19 protein-coding genes and 1 pseudogene are annotated in these 23,587 nt (G+C 68.8%); 12 read left to right on the top strand and 8 right to left on the bottom strand.

Annotation, left to right across the window (positions count from 1 at the left end; all coding sequences use genetic code 11):
- Positions 1-161 precede the first annotated feature (161 nt).
- A complete protein-coding gene (locus ACIBK4_RS35510; RefSeq protein WP_399001539.1) occupies positions 162-347 on the bottom strand; it encodes a hypothetical protein in 186 nt (61 codons plus the stop codon).
- A 154-nt stretch (positions 348-501) separates the two neighbouring features.
- Between ACIBK4_RS35510 and ACIBK4_RS35515 the strand changes: the two genes are divergently transcribed.
- The 5 genes from ACIBK4_RS35515 to ACIBK4_RS35535 all read left to right on the top strand — a co-directional run bounded on the left by ACIBK4_RS35515 (position 502) and on the right by ACIBK4_RS35535 (position 8,328).
- Positions 502-2,763, top strand: coding sequence for a tetratricopeptide repeat protein (locus ACIBK4_RS35515; RefSeq protein WP_399001541.1), 2,262 nt, complete (start codon positions 502-504; stop codon positions 2,761-2,763).
- 217 nt (positions 2,764-2,980) lie between these two features.
- Positions 2,981-3,559 (top strand): hypothetical protein, encoded by a 579-nt coding sequence (locus ACIBK4_RS35520; protein ID WP_399001543.1) that lies wholly within the window; start codon positions 2,981-2,983, stop codon positions 3,557-3,559.
- The gene (locus tag ACIBK4_RS35525) at positions 3,556-5,616 is read left to right on the top strand and encodes a DEAD/DEAH box helicase family protein (RefSeq protein ID WP_399001545.1); all 2,061 of its coding nucleotides are present in this window, start codon (positions 3,556-3,558) and stop codon (positions 5,614-5,616) included. The genes ACIBK4_RS35520 and ACIBK4_RS35525 overlap by 4 nt, the downstream gene beginning before the upstream one ends.
- The gene (locus ACIBK4_RS35530) at positions 5,606-7,528 is read left to right on the top strand and encodes a hypothetical protein (protein WP_399001547.1); all 1,923 of its coding nucleotides are present in this window, start codon (positions 5,606-5,608) and stop codon (positions 7,526-7,528) included. The genes ACIBK4_RS35525 and ACIBK4_RS35530 overlap by 11 nt, the downstream gene beginning before the upstream one ends.
- Positions 7,423-8,328, top strand: coding sequence for a TerD family protein (locus ACIBK4_RS35535; RefSeq protein WP_399001549.1), 906 nt, complete (start codon positions 7,423-7,425; stop codon positions 8,326-8,328). Before ACIBK4_RS35530 ends, ACIBK4_RS35535 begins: the two co-directional genes overlap by 106 nt.
- Before the next feature lie 10 nt (positions 8,329-8,338).
- On the opposite strand, the gene ACIBK4_RS35540 is transcribed toward ACIBK4_RS35535, so the two are convergent.
- Both ACIBK4_RS35540 and ACIBK4_RS35545 read right to left on the bottom strand, forming a co-directional pair.
- A complete protein-coding gene (locus tag ACIBK4_RS35540) occupies positions 8,339-9,613 on the bottom strand; it encodes a hypothetical protein (RefSeq protein WP_399001551.1) in 1,275 nt (424 codons plus the stop codon).
- Positions 9,614-10,550: 937 nt separating this feature from the next.
- The gene (locus ACIBK4_RS35545) at positions 10,551-11,072 is read right to left on the bottom strand and encodes a hypothetical protein (protein ID WP_329347233.1); all 522 of its coding nucleotides are present in this window, start codon (positions 11,070-11,072) and stop codon (positions 10,551-10,553) included.
- Positions 11,073-11,618: 546 nt separating this feature from the next.
- Here ACIBK4_RS35545 and ACIBK4_RS35550 point away from each other — a divergent pair.
- The gene (locus tag ACIBK4_RS35550) at positions 11,619-11,975 is read left to right on the top strand and encodes a hypothetical protein (protein WP_399001554.1); all 357 of its coding nucleotides are present in this window, start codon (positions 11,619-11,621) and stop codon (positions 11,973-11,975) included.
- An 83-nt stretch (positions 11,976-12,058) separates the two neighbouring features.
- Here ACIBK4_RS35550 and ACIBK4_RS35555 read toward each other — a convergent pair whose 3' ends face one another.
- The 5 genes from ACIBK4_RS35555 to ACIBK4_RS35575 all read right to left on the bottom strand — a co-directional run bounded on the left by ACIBK4_RS35555 (position 12,059) and on the right by ACIBK4_RS35575 (position 19,106).
- Positions 12,059-13,597, bottom strand: a complete 1,539-nt coding sequence (locus ACIBK4_RS35555) for a sensor histidine kinase (protein WP_399001556.1) — start codon at positions 13,595-13,597, stop codon at positions 12,059-12,061.
- The gene (locus tag ACIBK4_RS35560; RefSeq protein ID WP_399001558.1) at positions 13,594-14,337 is read right to left on the bottom strand and encodes a response regulator transcription factor; all 744 of its coding nucleotides are present in this window, start codon (positions 14,335-14,337) and stop codon (positions 13,594-13,596) included. The genes ACIBK4_RS35555 and ACIBK4_RS35560 overlap by 4 nt, the downstream gene beginning before the upstream one ends.
- A gap of 48 nt (positions 14,338-14,385) precedes the next feature.
- Positions 14,386-16,644 carry a glycosyltransferase family 39 protein gene (locus ACIBK4_RS35565; protein WP_399001560.1) on the bottom strand — a complete coding sequence of 753 codons (2,259 nt, stop codon included), beginning with the start codon at positions 16,642-16,644 and terminating at the stop codon, positions 14,386-14,388.
- Positions 16,645-16,661: 17 nt separating this feature from the next.
- Entirely contained in the window at positions 16,662-17,951 is a 1,290-nt protein-coding gene (locus ACIBK4_RS35570) for a glycosyltransferase (protein ID WP_399001562.1), read from the bottom strand.
- Positions 17,952-18,209: 258 nt separating this feature from the next.
- Positions 18,210-19,106, bottom strand: a complete 897-nt coding sequence (locus ACIBK4_RS35575) for a helix-turn-helix domain-containing protein (protein ID WP_399001564.1) — start codon at positions 19,104-19,106, stop codon at positions 18,210-18,212.
- Positions 19,107-19,224: 118 nt separating this feature from the next.
- Between ACIBK4_RS35575 and ACIBK4_RS35580 the strand changes: the two are divergent.
- From ACIBK4_RS35580 to ACIBK4_RS35605, 6 genes and pseudogenes are all read left to right on the top strand, one after another.
- A pseudogene (locus ACIBK4_RS35580) lies at positions 19,225-19,788 on the top strand (DsbA family protein); the annotation flags it as partial.
- 123 nt (positions 19,789-19,911) lie between these two features.
- Positions 19,912-20,673, top strand: coding sequence for a nuclear transport factor 2 family protein (locus tag ACIBK4_RS35585; RefSeq protein ID WP_399002173.1), 762 nt, complete (start codon positions 19,912-19,914; stop codon positions 20,671-20,673).
- Positions 20,674-20,704: 31 nt separating this feature from the next.
- Entirely contained in the window at positions 20,705-21,028 is a 324-nt protein-coding gene (locus ACIBK4_RS35590; RefSeq protein ID WP_399001566.1) for a MoaF-related domain-containing protein, read from the top strand.
- Positions 21,029-21,143: 115 nt separating this feature from the next.
- A complete protein-coding gene (locus ACIBK4_RS35595; RefSeq protein ID WP_399001568.1) occupies positions 21,144-22,079 on the top strand; it encodes a protein-ADP-ribose hydrolase in 936 nt (311 codons plus the stop codon).
- Positions 22,076-22,957 (top strand): NAD-dependent protein deacetylase of SIR2 family, encoded by an 882-nt coding sequence (locus ACIBK4_RS35600; RefSeq protein WP_399001570.1) that lies wholly within the window; start codon positions 22,076-22,078, stop codon positions 22,955-22,957. Before ACIBK4_RS35595 ends, ACIBK4_RS35600 begins: the two co-directional genes overlap by 4 nt.
- Positions 22,954-23,334 (top strand): nuclear transport factor 2 family protein, encoded by a 381-nt coding sequence (locus ACIBK4_RS35605; protein ID WP_399001572.1) that lies wholly within the window; start codon positions 22,954-22,956, stop codon positions 23,332-23,334. Before ACIBK4_RS35600 ends, ACIBK4_RS35605 begins: the two co-directional genes overlap by 4 nt.
- The last annotated feature ends 253 nt before the right edge of the window (positions 23,335-23,587 follow it).

A 23,587-nucleotide genomic window follows, 5' to 3' on the forward strand; every position in this document is an offset into this window, starting at 1 on the left:
GGGGTTGTTTCTCGTGTGGGTGGGGGGGGGGGGGGCGGGGGGGGGGGGCCCGCGCGCGGGGGGGGGCGGGGGGGGGGGGCCCCCCCCCCCGGCGCGCCCCCCCCCCCACGACAAGGGACACGATCCTGCGAGGCAGCTGGCCTCCGTTTCACCGCCTCCTATCACCTGTTGAGACGAGACCCCTTGTGTGCCCGCAGCAGCATGCCGAGGGTGCGGTGAGCAGCAGCGCGGCGAGCGGGACGGCGGGACCAGATGGTGGGGAGAACGACACCGAGATACAGGAGAGCAACGGCAACCAGACCGAGTGTTCCGGGGATGATCAGGCTGATCGACAGGGATGAACTCATGCCCATGGAAAGCTCCTGGGGTTGGTGATGGAGGTGAGGCCCTGGTGTGGCCTGGCAGCCACGCTGTCTGTCCAAGGGCGTGTCCAGCAGCCATTCAGTGACCGGTTGAGCGCATGCGCACAGCAACCCTGCTGAGGAGACGTAGAGTTCGCGGATGTCCAGCTGTGTCGTCTGGGACATCGAGGGGGTGGACAGCACAGTGGATGCAGGTGGCGAGGACGCCTTCTTCGCCGGCCTCCAGCGGCTTGGTGCGATCCATGGCACATATTTGGCCCGCCGGGTCAGTCTGCGGGCCTTGTCGCGGGGCGCTGGTGGGCCGGTAGCCACGACGATCGCGGCATGGCTCGACGGGAGCCGGTTTCCCCAGCAGGTCGACGCTCTGGCCAAGGTGGTGGAGCAGTTGCGCACCGCAGCAGTGGCCGAGGGGTTCGAGCCGGTTTCCTCCGAAGCGCATCTTCTTGATCCCCTGTGGTGGCGTGAAGAGCATGCGGCCGTAGCACGGCACCGGGCGGAGACGGTGCGTGCCGGGGTACAGCGGGCCCAGGCCGAAGCCGTGCTGGGTGAACATCGGGCAGCGGCGGCCGTGGGCCGTGCCATCTCGCAACTGGACCCGTTCGACCTGGAAGTCCACCACAGCGTTGACGCGACGCCCGGGACGAACTGGCTTCAGGACCGGCGTCTGAGTTACGCCGTGTCCTCTCTGCCTGCCCTCACCGCCTACATCCCCCGGGCTCACGATGGGCGTCTTCGTGAGCTGATCCGCCGGGCCGAAGCCGGACACAGCGGGATGGCGATGCTGGTGGGCGGCTCGTCCTGCGGCAAGACCCGGGCCTGCTGGGAAGCTGTTCAGGCACTGGGAGAGAGCTGGCGGCTATGGCATCCCTTCGATCCCACACGGCCCGAGGCCGCACTGGCCGATATGCAGAAGGTCGGTCCGCGCACCGTCGTCTGGCTGAATGAGGCCCAGCACTATCTGCTGCCCTCGACCGGTGCCCTGGGCGAGCGCGTGGTTGCCGGCCTCCGGGCACTACTGCAGGATCAAGCCCGCCGCCCCGTCATCGTGCTGGGCACCATCTGGCCCGAGTACTGGGACACGCTCACCGCGTTGCCCCAGCCTCAGTCGCCAGACATCCACGAACAGGCGAGGAAGCTGTTGGCGGGCACCAACATCTCCGTACCCGCAGCGTTCTCAAAAGCGGACCTGGCCACTCTCCAACGTGACGGCGCCCGCGACCCTCGCCTGCTCTACGCCGCCGCACGGGCCACGGACGGCCAGGTCACGCAGTACCTGGCCGGGGCACCGTCCCTGCTGGAGCGGTACCACAACGCCCCTCCCACTGCACGAGCTGTTTTGGAAGCAGCCATGGATGCACGCCTGCTGGGTAATGGTCTCGCCCTTCCCCACCCCCTTCTCGAAACTGCCGCACCCGGTTACCTCACCGACCAGGAGTGGGACCAGAGCAACGACGACTGGTTCGAGGAAGCCTTGGCCTACACCGCACAGCCCTGCCATGGAGCCCGCGGCGCGCTCACCCGGATCAAGCCCCGGCCGGGACAGGCAGCCTTCGACACCCCTCACTACCGGCTGGCCGACTACCTGGAGCAGCACCGCCGCGGAACCCGGTACGGCAGGAACGTTCCCATGGCTCTGTGGGAAGCGGCGTTCCGGCACGCCCGTCCCGAGGATCTGTTCGCCTTCGGCCGCTCTGCGCGCACCATGCATGACACGGACCACCTGAGGTTCCTCCTCAAAGCAGCACAGGCCGGGGACCACGCGGCAGCGTGGGAAGCCGCAGAGACCCTCAACAATTCGGGCCAACTCGCCGAAGCGCTCACCATGTACCAGCTCGCGGCAGACAACGGCGCCTTCGTGACGGCCCGCAGAAAGGCCGCAGGGTTGCTGCATCAGCTCGGGCGCGTCGACGATGCCTTGGAGGAGTACCGCGCGGCAGCCGCCCAAGGCCACCTTCTCTCTGTGTACACCGTCGTCGATGTCATGCTCGGCCAGGGCCAGTCCGCCGCAGCCGCCGTCTGGATCAAACAACTCGCGGAGCAGACGGACCTCGACATCCTCGACACCGCGATCGCCCTGCTCACTCAAACTGGTCAGGACACCGACCTCACGCAATGGCTGCGCCGCCTGGCCGACCTCGGCCGCCCAGGAGCCCTGGGACGCGCAGCCGACCTGATGCTCAAAGCGGGCCAGGCCGACGAGGCGGTGGCCTGGCTCACTCCCCTGGCCAACGACGGGTACCTGGGAGCTGAGCTGCTCGTGGCCGAGATTCTGGATGAGAGCGGACGGCTCGACGAAGCCGCCACGTGGTATCAGCGGGCCGCCCAGTCCGGGTATCCCAGCGCCCGCAGTGCCCTGATCCGCCTCTCCGCCGGACAGGCCGTGGCGGACGAAGCACGGTGACCGAGCAGCAGAAGCTCTGCACGAGACTCGGAGCAAATCCCCTCACCCCCTGCGCTCATGAGGCGCAAGCGTGCGTAGTGCGTGGTGCCCTGTTGGTGAGGTGTCCGTCCCTGTGACAATGAGCTGTTTCAGGGGTGGGTGGGGCCGCTACACGGCAGGTGGGGCTGCGGGGCCTGTACGCGTATGAAGGGGGAATGTGAAGGCGTGGTTTGAGCGTATGGCGGCGATCCCCGGCATTGCCTTTGCCGGTAGTCCAGGTGTCGTGCGTGAGGCGTTGCCGGGAGCAGGGGTTCGGCCCGATGCGTCGTACGGCTCGCCGATGTGGCCGACCGCCGAGGGCAGTACATCTGCGACGCCAGCCAGTCGGCATGTGCCGTTCGACGCGCACGGGGCCGAGTTGGTCACCTGTGTCTGGGAGGCGTTGGAGCTTCCGGGTGCGGCCATGGACTACCACTTCGTCCTGCAAGGCGCGGTCGATCGACTGTGGAGTGCGCGGCGTGCGGCCCCTGAAGGCCTTGAGTTGCTCGAGGTGTTCGCCCTGCTGGATCTGGAGTTGATGGAGGCCGCCCCGCAGGCAGTGTCCTTCGACGAGACCGCCGATGCTCCGGTGACGTTTGTGCGGGTGACGTCTGTGCCGCGATTGATCGCTCTGCTGGAGCGCGAGGGCGCTATCACGGAAGCGCTCGAGCTGGCACGGCGGCTGGCCCGTTTCGGGCAGGGTGAGGACGTGTCGGTCCGGCTGTCGGAGAAGGCCGGTTCGCTGGTCGCCGAGGCGGCAAGGAGCGGACCGGTATGAGTGCTCGGCTGGAGCGGCTGATCCCCGCCTCCTCCTATCTGGAGGAGGCGTTCTTACGGTGGGTGCTCACACCGGCCGTGGATGCGTCGATCGTTTCGCGGGTGCACAGCCAGCACCCGGTCACCGTGAACGAGCGTGCCTACCGGCTGGATTACCTGATCGCGGGTGAGTCGTTGCGGTTGGCCGTCGAACTGGACGGGTTCGCCTTCCACAGTGACCGGGCCGCGTTCACCTACGACCGGCTGCGGCAGAACGATCTGGCCGCCACGGGCCTGACGGTGCTGCGCTTCTCCTACGATGCGGTCCGCGTGGACACTGCGCGCTGTGTGGCCCAGTTGCAGGCGCTGCTGCGACAGGATCCGCTCCTGGCGCCGCTGGTGACTGCCGTGCCGCGTATCGAGATCCCGGACATGGCCGGCGACCCGATGCGGGCGGCCGATCCGCCCCGCTGTGCCGAACTGCCGTCGGGCGGGGCGTACTTCGCCGGTGTGCGCGCCCAGGTGGACCGGGCGCCGCTGCGGGCGTGCCAGGACGAGGCGTTGGCCGCGTTGGCGAACTACTACGCCTGCGCCGGCCAGCACGCGGCTGCGGTGATGGCGGTGGGGTCGGGCAAGACAGCCCTGGGGGTGGCGGCCGCGCTGTCGTTCAGCAGCCGGCGGGCGCTGGTGGTGACCCCGGGCTCGGTCATCCGGGGGACTTTCGCCAAGGCCCTCGATCCGGGGATGCCGGGTAACGTCCTGTACGGACTGGCGGGCGGACCGCTGTTGCCCGGTGCCCGCCCGCCAGCCACGCTCGTCCTGGACGCGGACGACGGGCAGATCAGCCAGGTCAGCCGTGAGCGGCTGCTGGACGCGGACATCCTGGTCACGAACTTCCATGCGCTGGGCACGGGCGACAGGCACGGGGACCTGCTGGCCAAGCTGGAGCCGGACGACATCGACTTCATCGTCGTCGACGAGGCGCACATCGCGGCCAGCGCCTCCTACCAGCGATTGTTCGCCCACTTCCAGGGTGCGCGCACCCTACTGATGTCGGCGTGCTTCCAGCGTTTGGACGGCAAGCCGATCGACGCCGATGTCGTCTACCGCTACCGGCTGGTGGACTCCGTCGCGGACGGGTCGGCGAAGAACCTGCGGGTGCACCGGTTCGCTCCCGAGGTGGCGTCGACGGTGTATGAGGCGGTGTGGCCGGACGGGCGGCGCGAGCAGATCGTGGGCCGTGATGCTTTGCTGGCCATGCTGGGCGACGAGCGGAAGATGGCACGCATCACCGCGCAGTCCGAGGCGCCGATCCGCCAGGTGATGGCCGTGACGCGGGCGTGTCTGGATGTCCAGGCCAAGCTGCTTGCGCCCGTCAAGCCGAGGGTGCTGTTCGCGGCGATGGGCCAGGCGCATGCTGAGCAGATCGCGAGGATCGCCGAGGAGTACGGGATCCCCTGCGCCACGCTGCACCACAGCATGCCCGCCTCCGCGATCGCCTCCACCCGGCGGCGCTTCGAGTCCGACGCCGGGGATTTGCAGGGCATCGTGCAGCTGCGGATGCTCGGCCAAGGCTACGACTTCCCGCCGATCACCGTGGTCGTGCCGCTGCGCCCCTATGGCAGCTTCGGCGAGTTCTACCAGTTCGTCGGCCGTGGTGTCCGCGTCCTGCGCCAGACCTCGGTGTCTGCCGACCGGCAGTACCTGGACGTGGTCTGCCATGCCGAACTCGGCCTGGAGGAGCATCTGGAGGCCATGTGCGCGGACAACGACATGGATCCCGCTGTGCTCCTGGATGTCCCGCTGATCGACGCCACCACTCTGGAAGGGGATCTCACCGGCGGCGGCGCGGAGGGGGCCGGTGGAGGGTTGGGCGGGGTGGACGCGTTCGTGCTGTACGAGCGGGGACGCGTCGAGCAGCGCGTGGTGCACGGGCTGGATCGTGTGGAGGCACGAAGGAGCGAGCGGGAGATGCAGCTGATGGCCCAGCGCTACGCCGTCTATGCGCAGAGCACTGCTGCGCCGGTGCCGTTTGAGCAGTTCGTCGAGTACATGCGGAGGCTGACCGGTGGCCAGTGACCCGACACGCTGGTGGCAGCCGGCTGTGGAATGTAGTCCCGGGCAGGCACTCGCCCTGGAGCGGGCGGCCGGACAAGAGCAACGGTTCGCCGATATCGACGCCTTGGCGGCCGGACTGCTGGCCACAGGGCTCGCCGGACGGCCGGTGGCCACCGTGGTCCCCGGCCGAGGACGCCAGACGCCGGACACCGCCAAGGTGACGGCCCTCACCCGGGAAGAAGAAGTCTTCTGCGCCAACGCCTTCGGGGCCCAGGAGCAGCAGCGGCTCGGCGCGTGGTACCTGCCGCAGAAACTCTCGGTCAAGGCGGGGGCAGTCAACCTGCCGTATCTGCTGCGTGAACGCCCCGGCCACGCTCTGACGCTGGCCGCCGATGACACCGCCCGCCTCACCGCTGTGGAGGGCTGGGACACGGTGCTGCTGTGGGCGCTGCTGGTGCCGCTGTTCGACGCACTGCTTCAGCCCATCCGACTGCGAGCGGCAGGAGAGATCTTCCCTCGCACAGAACAGCAGCGGTTCTGGGCAGTCATCGAGGAGCGTTACCGGCTGCTGGGCGTCGACGAGAGTGCGCTGGAAGCCTTCCGCTTCGGCGGCGGCTGGCACCAACTGGACCGTGCGGGACAGCAGCAGGCCCGCCTGGATTTGCTGGACACCCTTGCCGCCGCCGACCTCGTGCAGCTTGCTGCACGTCACCGGATCCAGCGGTTGCAAGAGCTGATGGCTGGTTTCGCCAAGAAGGCCAAGACGGGAACGGCCCTGGCGCGCCGGGTGCTGACCAAAGAGCTGCAGCCGGTCGTCTCCGCGTACTTCGGGGGCGACTGGCTGGCTGTGCTGGATTACCTTCAGGCTCCCCCGCACCCGGATGAGGAGATCATCACCGCTCTGCCCGAGCCGCGTCTGTACGTCGGCATGACCGCGCAGACGGCCGGCATGGCTGCCGAGGCGGGGATCGCGGAGGACGAGGTCCATGCGATGCTCGCGGCCTTCCTCGGCGGCGGCAGTGCCGTGTCCCCGGTGGAGGAGCGGGCTGCGGCCCTGCGCGACTGGTGGGCGGGCTTCGACCAGGCGCATGCCGTCCAGTCACGGGGAATGCCGTCGTTGTGGGGCCTGGTCGATCAGGACCTGATGATGCTGTCCAGGATCGAGCAGGGGTTCACCCCCCAGTTGTACCGGCAGCGTCTGCCCGCCGATGTCCTCGAACGGGTGGGGCGGCTGTGGGAGAGGGTGACGCTCCAGCGGTACCCCGGCAGCATCGTCAGCAACCCGCGCCCGCACCAGACCATGGCCCAAGCCCTCGGTCCCGCGGCCGAGTTCTGGCACGGCGTGGCCTTGACCGCGTGGTTCGTGTGTGAAGGTCCCTACTCGCGTACCTCCTTGGACCGTGTCGACCGCTACTACAGCAGGCCGCTGGCCGCGCTGCGCGCGGCTGGATGCCCGGTGGACGCCGTCTTCTTCCGCGAGCTGCAAGCCGCTGAAGAGTTGCTGGGGCCGGAGGAGGAGATCACCGACAGCGAGGACAGTACGGTCGAGACCTCGTACGGGCAGGTGACGTTCACCTCCAGCATGAGTCACGGCGCCCGCCGGGACGGTTTCGAGCGAGTGCGGGATCTCATCACCCGGCACCGACGGGCCTGGGCCGAGCAGTATCTCGGTGCCTTCGTGGAGAGCCGCTGGCGCTCCGAGTTGGAGGAGGTCGCCCACCAGCATCACCGCGTCGTCGCCGCCAAGGGCCTCCCCCCACGCTGGCCCAGTTCGCCCGGTTCGCCACCACGGCAGCCAACCACTGGACGGGCGGTGATTTGGGAGCGTTGTACACAGCCATCGGCGAGCCGGCATCTTCCCCGCAGGAGCGGCCCGCCCGCCTGCTGGCCGGCGACGGCTACGACTTCGCCCGCCGGGTATATCAGGAGCTAGGCGGCAAGCCCGTCGACCACAACACCTGGGTGAACAACCCGGAGGAAACCCAACGGCAGTGGCAGCTCAGCCGCCTGGCCACCGAAAGCCTGCGCTACCTCCAGTTACAGGAGGCACTCGGGCGGCCGCCGACCGCCAAGGAGTTCGGCGCCCAGCGGCTGACCTGGCCCTGGCCTGGCGAAGAAACCAAAGGCTGGCCCGTTCTCCAGCATGTTCTCGCCATGCTCACCCGCACCAGTCCACCCTCGGCCATGCCCCACTCCCCCACCGACCCGCCGCCTCTCACCGAGGAGAACGGCACGCGGCGCCTGCTGGCGAAGGGAACCAACACAGTTGTACACACCGAGCCGACCACGGTCCGCATCACCGCCACCGGCGCACCCGTTGATGTGTCCGCTGTTCTTCTCACCCGCAACGGCAAGGTACGCAGCGACCACGACCTCGTCTTCTACAACCACCCCAGCCAGGACGGGGTCAGCGTCGGCGGGGGCACCGTCACCGCCGACCTGGGCCTCGTCCCTGACGACGTCGTAACGATCGCCGTCATCGTCAGCATTGACCTCGAAGCGCAACCCGTCGCGGTGTTCGACCAGTACACCCTCTGGCAAGCAGGCATCACCCAGGCGTCCGGAGCCCACCTGTCCTTCGCCCCGGGACCCTTCTCCTCGGGTGAGACCGTCACCATCGCGGTGGAGCTCTACCGCCACACAACCGGATGGAAGGCCCGTGCCGTCGGGCAGGGCTACGACACCGGTCTGGCGGGCCTGGCGACCGACTACGGCATCACCATCGACACCTGACAGGGAAGAGCTATGGGCGGTTCCAGCAGTCAACTCCCGGTCCTGTGACGGAGTCGAGGTTGAGCGGATGGCACAAGGGCGCTTGGTCCAGGTGGTCAGCCAGGTCGTCTTTACGGTCGGCCAGTTCGCCAATGACGTCCAGGGCATCGGTTTCTGCCACACCCTGGGAGTACTGGATCTTGTGCCAGTTGCCCAGGAACTCCAGCAGCATGTCGACGACCCCCCGTGCGGCATGTGCGGTCATGGCGTCCGCTGGGGCCGTGAACTGCCCGCGGTGGATAGCACTGTTACGTGTGGCGTAGAGCCACTCGAGCAGTGCGTGAAGGACGTCCTGCTGGTCTTTGAGCCAGCCGGCGAGAAGCTTGGGGTCGGCCAGGCGGGCACGCCATAGTGTCAGGGCGTCCTGAGCGTAGCCTCCGGCCTGCCGGCCCAGAGCGTCGATCGCCGCTTGTGCGTCCAGTACATCGCGCACGGTCTGGGGACGTGGGGGCAGGAGGACGTCGAGCCAGCCGTTGACGTCGAGCATCCAACTGCTGAGGTTGAGCGGCTGGTCGTTGTCACCGCCGCCCAGCAGGACTCTGCGGAGTACGGCAGCATGAGAGGTCACTGTCTGTTCCAGCGCACGCACCGCTTGTTCCTGAGACACCACTTGCTCACGTGTCTGACGTGCCCGCTCGGTCAGTAGTGTGTGTGCTGCGCGTGCCGCGAGTTGGGCGTGCTCCTGCGTGTGCCTCATCGCCCGTTCCAGTTTGGCCAGGGCACGCCTGTCGTGGGACAGGCGCATCTGCGCGGAGCGCAGGTGGTTAAGCGCCGAGTCCGTGACCGTCTGGTAGAGGCCGATGAGTTGCTGGCGGATGGAATGCAGGGCGCAGGCCTTTGCAACCAGTTCGAGTTGTGTGGACTCAACTCCTAGAGAGTCGATGGCGCTCCAGGCAAGCACGGAGCTGGCCATCGGAGCGTCGAGCCGGGCAGCAAGATGCGCGCTGCGCAGAGCCGGGCGCAGAGAGACGGGCCAGTGGGTGGTGAGTGGGCGCGCAATGGATATCGAGGCGCTGGTGAGGTTGTGCTGTTCCAGGCGGGTATCGGCGGCGGCGGTGACGGCCCGACGGCCCACAGTCAGGTCGACCAGCCGCTGTCCGGCGGCGTACTGGTCGAGGGCTTCACTGATCTGCCGCCGCGCCCTGGCGACGGCGGTGGCCGGGTCGCCGGCTGTCACGGGAAGGTCGACCATGACCGCAGGGCCCGTGATGGCCGCAGCATAGGCGGTGAGTTCTTTGGCTCCCACGGTGATGGGGTGGGAGGCATGGAGCGGGCTTTGCCGGGCTCCGGAAAGGAGCTGGTCCAGATGCTCGAGTTGGTGTGCCCCTTCGACGACAACCGCAACGCGGTAGGTACGCGGGGCCGGCCACAGTACTGCCGTGATCGAGGCAGCGTCGTGGACAGCCCTGGATCCCTTCCGGATCAGGTCAACGTGCAGGGAGCGGGGATCTCGTCCCTCCAAGGTGATGAGCGCAGCAACCTCTCCCCTGGCTCGCGCCAACACGTCGGGGGGGTAGAACAGGGCCGTCCCACAGGGAGGTCACCCAGGTACGGATGTGGGCGGCAATGGGGCCGATATGAGCGTGGACCTGCGGAGCGTACGTGGCGGCGGTGGCCTTGCTGGTCGTGCCAGTGAGCAGAGCGGGGAGCGAGGCGAGCAAGTCGTGGGCCTGTGTCGCCTGCTGGCCACCGCCCAGCACCTGGTGGACCGGAAGCCCTGCGTCCACAGTGGAGGCAGCCGTTTTCAGGCACCGTTTGAGGAGTCCGAGTTGCGGCTGTCCGCCGGCTGCGTGGCCGTCCAGGGCTTGGTGCGCTCGAGTCAGGGCAACAACGGTGCTGTTGGCGGTGGAGACATGCTCACTGAGGTAGGCGCCTGGTTCGAGGCAGCGCAGGAGTCCCTCGAGAAAGCTCCTTTGCTGATGAGGCAGCTGCCTGCGATCGAAGTTGTCCCTGATCTGCTTGTCCCACACCGAGTAACGCACGTGGGCACCTTACGTTCCAACTACCCGCGGGACAGCAACGAGACGCCTGAGCAGGGCCCCAGCGCCAAGCTCCGGCACCAAGGGCGAGGCCTGAAGCCTGAGGCCGAGCGTGCGCCGGACACAGCATCCTCAGTGCGGAAGAACGCGTGCCGCGCCGACGGAGTTGGCAGAGCGGCATCAGCAGACTGACCAGGCTTGGGCCTACAGGACGGTGCTGAGGCGTTCGATCAGGACCCGTGCGGTTTCCTCGCCCCCGGTCACAGCCCCGGCTGTGACCGCACCTGTGGCGATCGGCGCAAGGTAGCCCTTGAGCGCGGCCACAGCGCGCCGGATCACGCCACGGTCCGGCTCAGGCTGTACGACCTCGTTGAGTACCTCCTCGCCGACCGCCGAGGCATCTTCCAGGTCCTCGTCCGACACGCCAAGGGTCGGGAGCTGCCTCAACGTGTCCACTACGGCCTGGGCGATGGCCTCGAAGCCCGGGGCGATCGGCTTGCTCTGATCCTGGCTCTGGTTCACGGAGTTGTTGCCCCAGGCCAGTTGGGAACCGCGGACGTCGCCATGGATGACCGGGCCGTTGAAGACGTTCGTGTCACCGAAGGACACATCAGGGTCGGCCTGCACCCTGGCAGTGACCGGGTACTTATCCATCTCTCGCTGGATCTCCCCCATCATCTGCCGGATACCCTGCCTGTTGATCTTGAATCCGCTGCTTCGAGCCACGAGGTATCTCCCTTGCCGATCGTGCTCCACTCCAAGTGTCGCAGGGGTCACTGACAGCAAGGCGCGCTCCGTCGCCCGCCCAAGCCCCCAGCAGCGCAAGGCACTGCCCTCCCAGCCGCACTATCAGCAGGCCCTGAATCCCGACACACGATGACGGAGCGGAGAAAGGGCTGACAGACACCCTCACACCCCGCCTCACAGCGCGCTGCGCCTCACCCCTACCAGAATCACGCCATGGACATGACAGTCCCGACGAGCTCGATCACATCCTCCAAGTTCAAAGAACTTACCTACAGGGTTGCAACATCTTCCGTTTGAAATACCGCACCCCAGGTCAGCAACATGATCAAGTCAAGGACGATCATGTAGTGGCAGGTCACACGGGGTGCAAATTCCAGTCGATACAACTACCGCACCCCAGGTCAGAGTTCTGATGATGTTGCAACTTGACAGGTAAGTGACACCCAAGTACCTCTGGACTGATCCTCTGAGGTCGCCCTCGTAGTGACGCCGGCATCGGAGGGGGGAACGTGGGAGCAGAGCATCGTGATCTTCACCTTCGTCTTAACCATCTTGATCGCCAGGGCGGCGCTTTGGGCAGCGGTCTCCATCCACGCCCTGTGGTCCAGCGTGGGCGCGAGCCTGATCATGGGAGTGGCGGTGACCGGCATGCACTACATCGGCATAACCGCACTCTCCATCCAGCTCACCGGCAAGACCGCGATCGACCAGTCGACCAGCAATCTGAGGTTCCTCATGGTCATGCTCATCGGCCCGCTCGCCGTCCTCCTGATCGCCAGCACCATCGTGATGTTCGATCCCGACATGATGATCACTGACGATGACCGGGCGCGGGCGACACCCGTATCGCGCGGGACCGGCTCCGCCCACCCCATGCAGTAGGCGCCCCGTCACCGATCGGCCTGTTCGACCAACTGGTCGACCACGTGCCGGGTTCGTTCCGGCGGCCGTGTACCGCGGGATCTTCAGCGGGGTTCCTGCCCGGAGTCGGCTGCGGGCAGGACCAGGCGGAAGACGCAGCCGCGGCCGGGGGCCGTGTCGAGTTCGAGGCGACCACCGTGGCCCTCGGCGATGGTCGCGGCGATGGCCAGACCGAGGCCGCTGCCGCCGCGGATGCGGGAGCGGGCCGGGTCGGCGCGGTAGAAGCGCTCGAAGACGAGCTTGGCTTCGACGGGTCCGAGGCCCGGTCCGTCGTCTGCCACCTCGATCACGCTGACCGGCACCCCTGCCGGCAGCGGAGGTGACACCGTGGTGCGTCCGGATCGGTACGTGCCTCCGGTTCCGGGACCCGCCTCGGTCGTGCCGACACGAACCTGGACACCGGTGCCCGGCGGGGTGTGGGTACGGACGTTGGAGAGCAGGTTCTCCAGGATCTGACGCAATCGATGCGGGTCGCCGACAGTCTCCGCGAGGCCGAGTTCCTGAGTCCCGGCGGGATCCGCCGGGGTGCGCAGCGGGCCGAGGGCGACGGGGTGGGACGCACTGTGGACGGCGGCGGCGCTGACGGCGTCCGCCGCGAGGGACAGCAGGTCTACGCGCTCTCTGCGGTAGGAGGGCGCTTTGTCCAGGGTCGCGAGCAACTGAAGGTCGTCGACGAGCAGGCTCATACGTTCGGCGTTCTCGGCGATGAACCGGTTGGCCTCGTTCCGTTCGGGACCCGAGCGCAGTTCAGGGCGAAGAGCGAGTTGGGCGTAGCCCTGGATGGCGGTGAGCGGAGTGCGCAGCTCGTGCCCGGCGTCCGCGACGAACCGGCGCAAGCGGGCCTCCGAAGTCTCCCGGGCCACCAACGCCTTCTGCAGGCGGTCGAGCATGGAGTTCAGGACCCGGCCGAGTCGTCCGATCTCGGTACGCGCATCGGTGTCGGCCAACCGCAGGTCGAGCCGGCCCGCCGTGATGTCCTGAGCCGTCCGTTCCATTCTGGTCAGGGGCAGAAGTCCCAGCCGAACCACCCATCGGCCCAGGGCGATCAGGGCGACGATCGTGACAGCGAGTAACACGGCGTTCAGCCACAGGAGCTTCGACGTTGCGCCGTCGACGGTGTCGAGCGGAAGGGCGACCACCGCGCTCATGCCCTCCGGACCGGAGTTCAGCAGCACCCGCCAACGGCCGTCCCCACTGATGGCGGGCACAGTTTCGGGATGCCCGTCCTGCAGTCCCAAATCCGTCGCGTCATCGGCCAACCGAGGCTCCGGCTTGGTCGCGGAGCCCAGGGAGTTGGGCAGACGGCGCCCGGAGGAGTCGTAGAAGAAGATGTGGAAATCCGAGGGAAGCACGTCCTGTCGTCGTCCCGGGTCCGGGAGCCTGTCCTGGAGCGCGTCGTCATAAGCGGGAGCCGGCGGATGGAACTCGACGAGCTGTTCGTCGACGCGGTCCAGCAGCCAGGAGCTGAGCACCACATAGCCGATCGCCTGGGAGGTCATGACCGCAGCGGTGGCGAGCAGCGTGGCGCCGAGGATGAGGCGCCTTCTCACCGACTTGGGCGGGCGGGGCAGAAACCGGGTCACTCGTCCGACGTCCCTGCCTGGTCGCGGGGAAGTCGCAGGCAGTAGCCGACGCCGCGCACGGTGTGGATCAGGGGCGGCTCGACGCAGTCGATCTTCCTGCGCAGATACCGCACGTACGTTTCGATGATCCTGGCGTCACCGGCGAAGTCGTAGCTCCAGACGTGGTCGAGGATCTGGACCTTGCTCACCACCTGTCCCGCGTTCGACAGGAGGTAGGCCAGGAGCTTGAACTCGGTCGGCGACAGGGCGATGTACTTCCCTGCACGGTGCACCTCGTGGGCGCCCTCGTCGAGTTCGATGTCGGCATAGCGCAGAACACTCTCCACTACCTGCCATTCGTCGGCGGGCGCCGTACGGCGCAGAATGGCCTCGATGCGCAGCAGCACCTCCTCGATGCTGAAGGGTTTGGCGACGTAGTCGTCCCCTCCGGCGCTGAGGCCGGTGATGCGATCGTCCGTGCCGGTGCGGGCGGTCAGGAAAAGGATCGGACAGTCGTTACCCGCCGCCCGCAGCCGTCGAGTCACCTCGAAGCCGTCCAGGTCGGGCAGCATCACGTCGAGCAGGACGAGATGCGGTTGAAGGCGTTCGATCTCCCGGAGGGCCGCCTGTCCGGTGTCGGTGCCGCTCACCTCGTATCCGGTCAGGCGAAGTGTTGCCTCCAAGAGGGTGCGAATGCTGGGCTCGTCCTCGACCACGAGGAGCCGTCGTCGCGGCCGCGCGGCTGTGGGCTGCTCGGTCATTCGTCTGCTGGTCCGTTCTGCCGCATCGCGACGTCGCCCGGGCGACGGCTACTTGACGGCACAGTCGTAGAGCACACTGCTTCCTCCGAACCCCATCGCACCGCCGCCGTTGCTCTGGGACGACGTGCCGGAGGTGCCGCCGTACACCGACGCCGGAACCTTGGTGCAGTGGTCGGCGGTCCAGTCGGAGCGCTGCTTGGTGTATCCGCCGGACAGGCCCGGGCCGCCGCCGTTCGTGCCGGAGCCCAGGATGTAGCGTAGTTCGCCGTCCTTGGTCCACTTCGTCAACTGGGCCACCGACGGCGCGTTGTCGCTGTTGGTGAAGCCGCCCATGCCGATGACGATCTCATCGGTGCCCAGGATGAAGGTGCTTGCTGTGAGGGCCCCGCCCTCGACGGCGAGCTTGATACGTGCGTCGGGTGCGTGCTCGACGGCATACCGGAGGATCTTGCGTTGGTCGGCGGTGAGTTTCGCGTCGCCACCACCACCGGGCCCACCAGGGGCTCCGCCCGAGCCGGCACCCGGGGAGGAGGGTGTGGCGCGGTCGTTCGAACCCGATCCCTCAGGTGCACCGGGCATACCACTCGCTCCCCCTGTGGGTATGCCGGAAGGCATTCCCCCGGCCGGCGGTTCAGCGGTCTGTCCGGAAGAGGCGCCCCCGCCCGGGAAGCCCGGCATGTCAGACGGCATCCCGGACGGCATGCCCGAGGGAAAGCCTCCGTTGTTCGCACCCTGCGGGGGCCTGCCACCGCCACCGCCGAACCCGAGGGTCGTCGGACCGGCCGTCGGGTTGGAGCCACCACCCATGCCGGTCGAGGCGGGTACGGTCGCCGCCCAGACTCCCGGTGCCAGCAGGGCGGATGCAACCGCGGTACAACTGGCGACCGTCAGCAGACGGCCACGGCGTCGCGACAACACCAACAGGGCGACGGCGGCGCCGCCGACCAGCAGCACCGGCCACACCAGCCAGCCGTTCCAGTGGGGCTCGCGGCGCACCAGCACCACGGCCCAGGCCGCGCTCACCACGACCGCGGCGGCGCCCACCTGAGGCGCCCAGCGCAGTCCGGCGCGGTGGACGCGGACGAGGGCGGCCATCAGCCCACCGCACAACGCGGCGATGGCCGGGGCCAGTTGGGTGGTGTAGTACGGGTGGAAGATGCCCTTCTGGGTCGAGAACACGGCCGCGCAGACCACCAGCCAGATCCCCCACAGCAACCAGCCGGAGGCCGGCAGCACCGCGGTGTCGGGCACCCTGTCGCGCCGACGCAGTACAGCGACGACGACCGCGACGATCAGAGCCATCGCGCAGACCGGCAGCAGCCAGCTGACCTGACCGCCCACTTGTGTGTCGAACAGACGACGCAGGCCGGGTTGACCGCCGAATCCGCCGAATCCGCCGCCTGATCCGCCCATCCCCTGGGGCGTCCCGTCGCTGGAGCCGAAGACCCGCCCCAGTCCGTTGTAGCCGATCACGAGGTCCCAGGCCGAGCCGTCCTTGCTACCGCCGATGTACGGTCGGTCGCCCGGCCACAAGGCCACCATGGCGACCCACCACAGGGAGGACGCCGCCAGGATGGCTCCCGCGCCCAACAGACGCCGCACCCGCGGTATCCAGGCGCCGCTTCCTCCCACGAGCCAGGCGACGGCGAACGCGGGAATCACCATCCAGGCGGCGAGCATTTTGGTGAGGAATCCGCACCCGGTCAGGAACCCGCTGACACACAGCCACCAGGTCGCAGCCCGCCCTTCGGGCTGCAACGCACGGGTGAGCGCGTACGCCGCCGACACCAGCAGGAGCACCAGCAGCGTGTCGGGGTTGTTGTCGCGGTTGATGGCCACGGTGATCGGCGTCAGGGTGAGAACCAGTGCGGCGAGCAGTGCCGCCCCCTCCCCCGCCCAGCGGCGCACGGTGCGGTGCAGCACCAGCACCCCGGCCACGCCTTCGAGCAGTTGCGGCAGGATCAGCGCCCACCCGTGCAGCCCGAAGATCTTGCTGCTGATCACCTGAGGCCACAGCGCGGCCGGCGGCTTGTCGACCGTGACGACGCCCGCGGGGTCGAAGGAGCCGAAGAGGAAATTGGTCCAGTTCTTCCCCATCGACTTCACGGCTGCCGAATAGTAACTGTTGCCCCAGCCCAGGGAGTTCAGGGCCCAGCCGTAGAGCACGGCCGCCAGCACGAGGACGGCTCCGAGCGCGGCGGGTGCCGCCCAGGCGGGGAGTCGGCGGGCGGCCGTCCTCGTACTCGTGTGCCTCCCCTCGTCTGCCGATGCCGACGGTGCGGGCCTGATGTGCGCGTGGTTGCTCATGTCGGGATTCGCTCTCATCAACGGGTACGGCTACGGGGAGCGGCGAAGACAGCCAGCCGCAGCACGGCGAAGCGCACGCAGGTGACCGCGACGGACGCCGTGGCGAGGACCGCGGTCTCCGCGGCCGGTGAGGCGCCGGGATCGAGCCACTTGAACCACAGCACCGCCGCGGAGGTGACCACGTAGCCGAGCACGAACAGGCCCCCGGCACCGAGGTGCACACGGACGGGCGGGGAGGCTGAGTGCCGGAAGGTGAGGCGACGGTTCGCCTCGGTGTTCAGGACAGTGAGGACGAACAGCGAGATCAGGTTGGCGACAGCCGGAGACCACCAACCGCGCAACAGCCAGTACAGCAGGGCCTGCCCGGCCGTGGAGAGGACACCGATCGCGACGAAACAGCCGACCTCCCACGACAGCGCGCCGCGTCCCTTGGCAGGTGCGAGAACGGCGTCGGGGTGTTCGGCGGCCGGCTCGGGACGCGGCACCACCTCGACCCGGGCCTCACCGGACGCCTTGAGCCGCGCCATCCGCCACAGGCCGCGCAGGTCCTCCCTGGCGGTGCTCACCATATCCACCCGCGTGTCGATGTCCTCGACCCAGTCGACCGGGACCTCGTGGATCCGCAGTCCGTTGTGCTCGGCGAGCAGGAGCAACTCGGTGTCGAAGAACCACTCGTCGTCGCGGGTCACTTCCAGCAACGGCCGGAGCACCTCCGTGCGGGCCGCCTTGAATCCGCACTGGGCGTCGGTGAACCGGACCCCGTGGGTGAGCCGGATGACGCCGTTGTAGCAACGGGAGACGAACTCGCGGCGGGGCCCGCGCACCGTACGTGCGCCGGGAGCCAGCCGGGACCCGATCGCGAGGTCCGAATGGCCGCTGGCCAGGGGCGCGACCAGCGGGAGGAGCCCGTCGAGGCCGGTGGAGAGGTCCACGTCCATGTACGCCACGATGTCGGCGTCACTGGCCCCCCAGACCGTGCGCAGCGCGAGTCCCCGGCCCTTGCGGTCCAGGTGGACGACGCAGACGCCGGGCAGCTCGTCCGCGAGGCGATGGGCGGTTGCCAGGGTTTCGTCGGTGCTGGCGTTGTCGGCGACGGTGATCCGCCAGGGAAAGGGGAAGCCCTGGGACAGGCGGGCGTGGAGGGTACGCAGGCAGCCGGGCAGGGCGCGTTCCTCGTTGTAGACCGGAACCACGATGTCCACCGTCGTGGTGGCGGCGTGCGGGAGGAGCGAACGTTCGACGGGCTGGAAGGGGGCTGGGCGCTCCACGCGGGCGGCGGGTTCGGCGAGGTGGGGGGTGGGGGTCATGGCTTCCTCAGGCATGAGGGGACGGCAGACTGCGGCTCATGGGCCCTGGTCCTGGGCCGGAACCTCACTGTTGCCGTCCCGCCTGTGGGGGCGGGGGGAGAACACCGAGAACTGACGGGGAGTCAGATCTATGGCCGAAAGCGCCCCCCGATTCTCTGGGAGCACAGCTGCCCCACGGTGCGACGGACAGCGGAGAAGTACGACCAGTAGTCGCGCCGCCGCCCATCGCCGAACTGCGCGTACAGCGGGCGATGCGGCTCAGTCTGGCGTGCGTCCGCGGACCGTGTCGCGGAAGGCGATCGGCGTCTGGCCGGTGCGCTGGTGGAAGTACTTGCTGAAGTGCGTGGCGCTGGAGAAGCCGAGCCGTTCGGCGATGCGGGCGGCGCTCCGATCGCCGTGGGCCAGGAGGCGTTTGGCTTCGAGGACGACGCGGCGGTCGATGAACTCCTTGGCGCCCAGGCCGGTTGAGGCGAGGGTGGCGCGGGCCAGGGTGCGGGCGGAGTAGCCGAGCGCTTCGGCGTAGTCCTCGACCCGGCGGGTGCGGGCGAAGTCCTTCTCCACCGCGTCACGGAAGCGCAGGTAGGTGGCGTCGGGTTCGGGGGCGGGGCTGCCGACGGGCGCGGTGAGGTGGGCCAGGCGCAGCACGAGGACGGCCAGCAGGTGGCGCAGGGCCGCGGTGTGGATCTCCAGGGGCAGACGTCCCAGGGCCCGGAACTCGGCGGCGAGATGGTCTGCGGCCAGTCGCAGGGCCTGGGCGTCCTGGGGCTGGGGGCGGCGCAGAACCGGCGCGTGCGGGTCTTCGGTGCGGGCGCCGGCCGTGGTGGCCGAGTCGAGGAAGTCCTGACGGAACAGGACCAGGGTGCCCTCGGCGTGGGCGAGGTCCCCCCACTGCTGCACCTGGCCGGGCCGAACCCACAGCCATGAGCCGGGTTCGAGGGCGTAGGCGGTGAAGTCGACCGTGTGCCAGAGGGTTCCGCCGGTGAGAGCGATCAGGTGGTGGAAGTCCGGGCGCTGGGGGGCGGCGAGCCTCTCTCCGGGGACGCGGTGGCGCAGGTCGGCGAGGGCCAGCACTTCGACGCCGGCGGGGGTTCCTACGGGTGCCGCGAAGGAGATCTCTGGGATCCCTCGCTCGGCATCATGTCGGTTTTTGACCATCACTAGTCGCCAGCGTATCCGATTCACGCAGTTCAGCAGCCATAACTTGGAGCTGTCAGCCCATCCGGCGTCATTCGATGTCGGAAAGCAGCAAGAGAGCAGTAGGAGAGGAGGCCTGATGCCTTCGGCGGAACGGGCCTCCCTGACGTACGCCTTCGACGCGTACTGCGCCTGGTGCTACGGCTTCGGCCCCACCCTGCGGACCTTCGCGGAGGACAACGCTCACCGCATCCGGATCGGCATCGTGTCGGCCGGCCTCTACACCGGCGCCCGGGCGCTGCCGATCGCGGCCTATCCACACCTGTCGGCCGAACGCGGCACCATCACGCGCCTGACCGGGGTCGCCTTCGGCACGGGCTACGACCGCGCCCTGTCGCAGGGGACGGCCGTGCTGGACTCCGTCGCCGCGGCGGCGGGGCTGGCCGCGCTGCACGATCAGCCCGGCATCAGCGCACTGGACGCGACCGAGGCCGTGCAGCGGGCATGGTTCGTCGACGGCCGCAGCCTGTCCGACGCAGAGGTCTACCGGGAGATCGCTGTCGCGCTCAGCCTGGACGCGGACGCCGTGACCTCGACGTTCAGCTCCTCGGCCGGCCGGGTGAAAGCCCGTTCCGGCTTCCGCACGCTGCGCCGCCTGCGCGTGCGCTCCTACCCGACGCTGCTGCTGGACACCGCGCACGGCGCGGACCAGATGGGCGACGCGGGCTCCACAGCCGCATCCCTGACCTCCGCCCTCGACCAGCGGATGAACACGACCACTCCCCAACTCCCCTTCCACTATCTGCCCCCCGCAAGGAGATCCGTCATGAGCAACGCCAAGAACACCGTCCTGACAGCCGCCGGCGAACTCTTCGGCCAGAAGGACCCGAGCGCGGTGGACCGCTGGGTCGCCGCCGACTACATCCAGCACAGCGCGCTGGCCGCGGACGGCCCGGAGGCCCTGCGCCAGCTGGTCGCCGGCCTGCCGGAAGGCTTCCGTTACGAGGGCGCCCGGGTGATCGCCGACGGCGATCTGGTCGCCCTTCACGGCACTTACCACGGCTTCGGGCCCGATCCTCTGGTCGCCTTCGACGTCTTCCGCGTCGACGCCGAGGGCAAGCTCGCCGAGCACTGGGACGCCCTGACCCCGTTGGTCGAGGACACCGCCTCCGGGCGCTCGCAGACCGACGGCCCCACCGAGGTCACCGTGCCCCAGGAGACCGAGGCCAACCGAGCCCTGGTCGCCGAGTTCGCACAGAAGGTCCTGGTCGGCGCCGACTACTCGGTGCTCACCGACTACATCTCCACCGAGACCTACGATCAGCACAACCCCGAGGCCGCCGACGGCCTCGACGGCTTCGGCGCCGCCGCCGCGAAGTGGGCCGAGCAGGGCAAGAACCTCGTCTACAAGACCGTCCACAAGGTCATCGCCGAGGGCGAGTTCGTCCTGCTCCAGTCCGAGGGCGAGTTCGGCGTCCCCGTCGCCTACTACGACCTCTTCCGCGTCCGGGACGGCAAGATCGTCGAGCACTGGGACGTCATCTCCCCTGTCCCGGCCGAACTGCCCCACGGCAACGGCCTGTTCTAGAGCCGTGCGCAGTCCGCGAGGAGACAACGCGATGAGTGAGCTCACCTACGCCGGGAAGACCTTCGTCTTCCGCGTCGACAACGGGGTCGTCTTCCGCAACACCTACGCGGCCGACGGCACCACCCTGCGCTACGAGACCGTCGACGGCCCGACCGAGGGTTCCGAGGAGACCGTCACCCTTCACACCGCCGAGGTGGCCCCCGGCCTGTTCATGCTCGGCTGGGCCGAGAGGTCCGGCATGACGGTCACCCACGTCATGAACCTCAACGCCCTGACGGTCCACGCCTTCTGGACCTACGAGGCGGGCGACGGCCGAGTCGCCGAGCTCCACGCCGGAACCCTCGAACCCGTCTGAGGGGTCCTCACCCGCCGCCGCGCCTTCACCAACCGGGAGTGAGGGCGTGGCGGCGCGCCACCAGCCAGACCCGTCCCACGACGATCCGTCGCAGGCTCACCGCCCGGAGGACCTCTTGTACCCGACGCCGCTGCCGCTCGCCGCCTACCGGAACGCCATCGCCTTGGACGAGCCGTTCGGGCCCGGCGCCGGCCACGACCCGGGCGACCGGTCTGCCGGCCTGGTACGCGAGGCCCTCGGTCTGCTGGCCGACGACTCGGCGGCAGCAAAGGCCGGGTTGCGCCCCGGCGCCGCGGACGGGATCGACGACGCCGCCGCCCGGCGGCTCCTGCGCGCGGTGCTGACGGTCCGGGAACCCGGACCACTGCCCACCGGGACCATCCAGGTACTGGACACGCTCCTGGCCGGCGAACGCCTGGCGCGCGACACCATCGACGCGACCTCGCTGCCCACCGTCCGCGATGCGCTTCCCCGCACCGCGTACCGGGCGGCCGACCGTACGGTGCTGTGGCAGGGCGACCTCACCACCCTCGACGCGGATGCCGTCGTGAACGCCGCCAACCGCGCCCTGCTCGGCTGCTTCGCCCCGATGCACCCATGCATCGACAACGCCCTTCACTCCGCGGCGGGCCCCCGCCTCCGCGCCGACTGCCACACGGTCATGTCCCTCCAGGGTCACCCGGAACCGACCGGCACAGCCAAGATCAGCCGCGGCTACCACCTGCCCGCCCGCTACGTCCTGCACACCGTCGGCCCGATCGTCGACGGCCCTGTGCTCCCGCACCACGAGCAGGCTCTGGCGGCCTCGTACCGTGCCTGCCTCGACCTGGCCGCCGAAGTGAGCGGCCTACGCAGCGTGGCCTTCTGCTGCATCAGCACCGGCGTCTTCGGCTACCCCAAGGCGCCCGCCGCCCGCACCGCCCTCAACACCGTGGCCGCGTGGCTCGACCTCCACCCCGGGCGACTCGACCGCGTGATCTTCAACGTGTACGCGGACGACGACCACGCCGCCTACCTCCAGGCGCTGACCGAAGGAAACCAGCCCCGATGAGCAAGTCCACCCTCGACCTGGAAGCCTCCGCCAGGACGATACGCACCTGGCTCGGCGAAGCCGACCACGTCCTGATCACCGCCGGTGCCGGACTCAGCGCCGCCGCCGGATACGACTACGGCGACAAAGACCGCTTCCGGGAACTCTTCCCCGCTCTGCACCGCCTCGGCCTCCGCTCCCGCTACCTCGTCGGGGTGCCGCTGCCACCCGAGCTGTGGTGGGGCTACTGGGCCGTCCACATCGACGACATCCGCTTCTCACCGGACCCCAACCCCCTTTACCAGCGCCTGAGTTCGCTCGTCGACGGCAAGGACCACTGGGTGATGACGTCCAACGTGGACGCCCTCTTCGCCCGCAACGGCTTCGACCCCGACCGGATCTTCACCCCGCAGGGCGACTACGGCCGCTACCAGTGCACGGCCCCCTGCACCCCGGCCACCTGGGACACCCAGCCCCTCGTCGCACAGCTCCTCGCCACGTACAACCCGGCCACCGGCGCCGTGACCGGCTCGCTGCCCAGTTGCCCGAACTGCGGCGGCGAGGTCGAGATCAACGTCCGTATCGGCCCCGAGTTCGTCGACGCCCCCTATCTCCCCGCGGGCCGCCGCCTCCAGGAGTGGCTGGCATCCACCGTCGGAACCCGCGTGCTCATCCTCGAATTCGGCGCCGGATTCAACACCCCCGGCGTCATCCGATGGCCGGGCGAACACCTCGCCCGCCAGAACCCCCACACCCGCTTCGTGCGCGTCAACCCCACCCGTCCCGAGACCCCCGCCGACCTCGCCGGCCGGACCCTGTCCGTCCCCGTCGGCGCCGGTCACCTGCTCGACGCACTCAACGTGCCGCACCCGGCACCCGACCCCACGGTGGCATCATGAGCGACCCGGAGAAGAACAAGGCCACGGCTCAGGCGTTCTACGACCTGATGTTCAACCAGTGCCGCCCCGCGGAGGCCGTCGACCGGTACACGGGCGACACCTACATTCAGCACAATCCACATGTCGGTGACGGCAAGCAGGCGTTCGTCGACTACTTCGAGCGCATGGCCGCCGAGTACCCGGGCAAACAGGTGGAGGTCAAGCGCGCCTTCGCCGAAGGCGACCACGTGATCCTGCACTGCCACCAGACCTGGCCCGCCGAGGAGTACGCAGGCATCGACATCTTCCGTTTCGACGCGGACGGCAAGATCGTCGAACACTGGGACGTCCTCCAGGTGATCCCACCCACCTCCAAGAACGACAACACCATGTTCTGACCCGGCACAGACCTCCGGCGCCGCTGCCACGTGCGATACCGACGCACCTGGCTCATCGCCTCCCCGCCGATCCCGTCGGCACACCGAAGGCCGACGGGATCGGCGGCGGGTCGGTGTCGGGCGAGCTGGACCCGCGCGGGCCGTGGTCGGCTCCGGGGCGCGGAACAGGGACGCCGCCAGCGGGCGGGCCCGGAGCACGCCCTTCGGGAACGCACGGCGAACGCCCCTGGTGCCTGCCGTCCGCGACCGGGGA

Source organism: Streptomyces sp. NPDC050528 (assembly GCF_044457795.1).
Classification (GTDB): domain Bacteria; phylum Actinomycetota; class Actinomycetes; order Streptomycetales; family Streptomycetaceae; genus Streptomyces.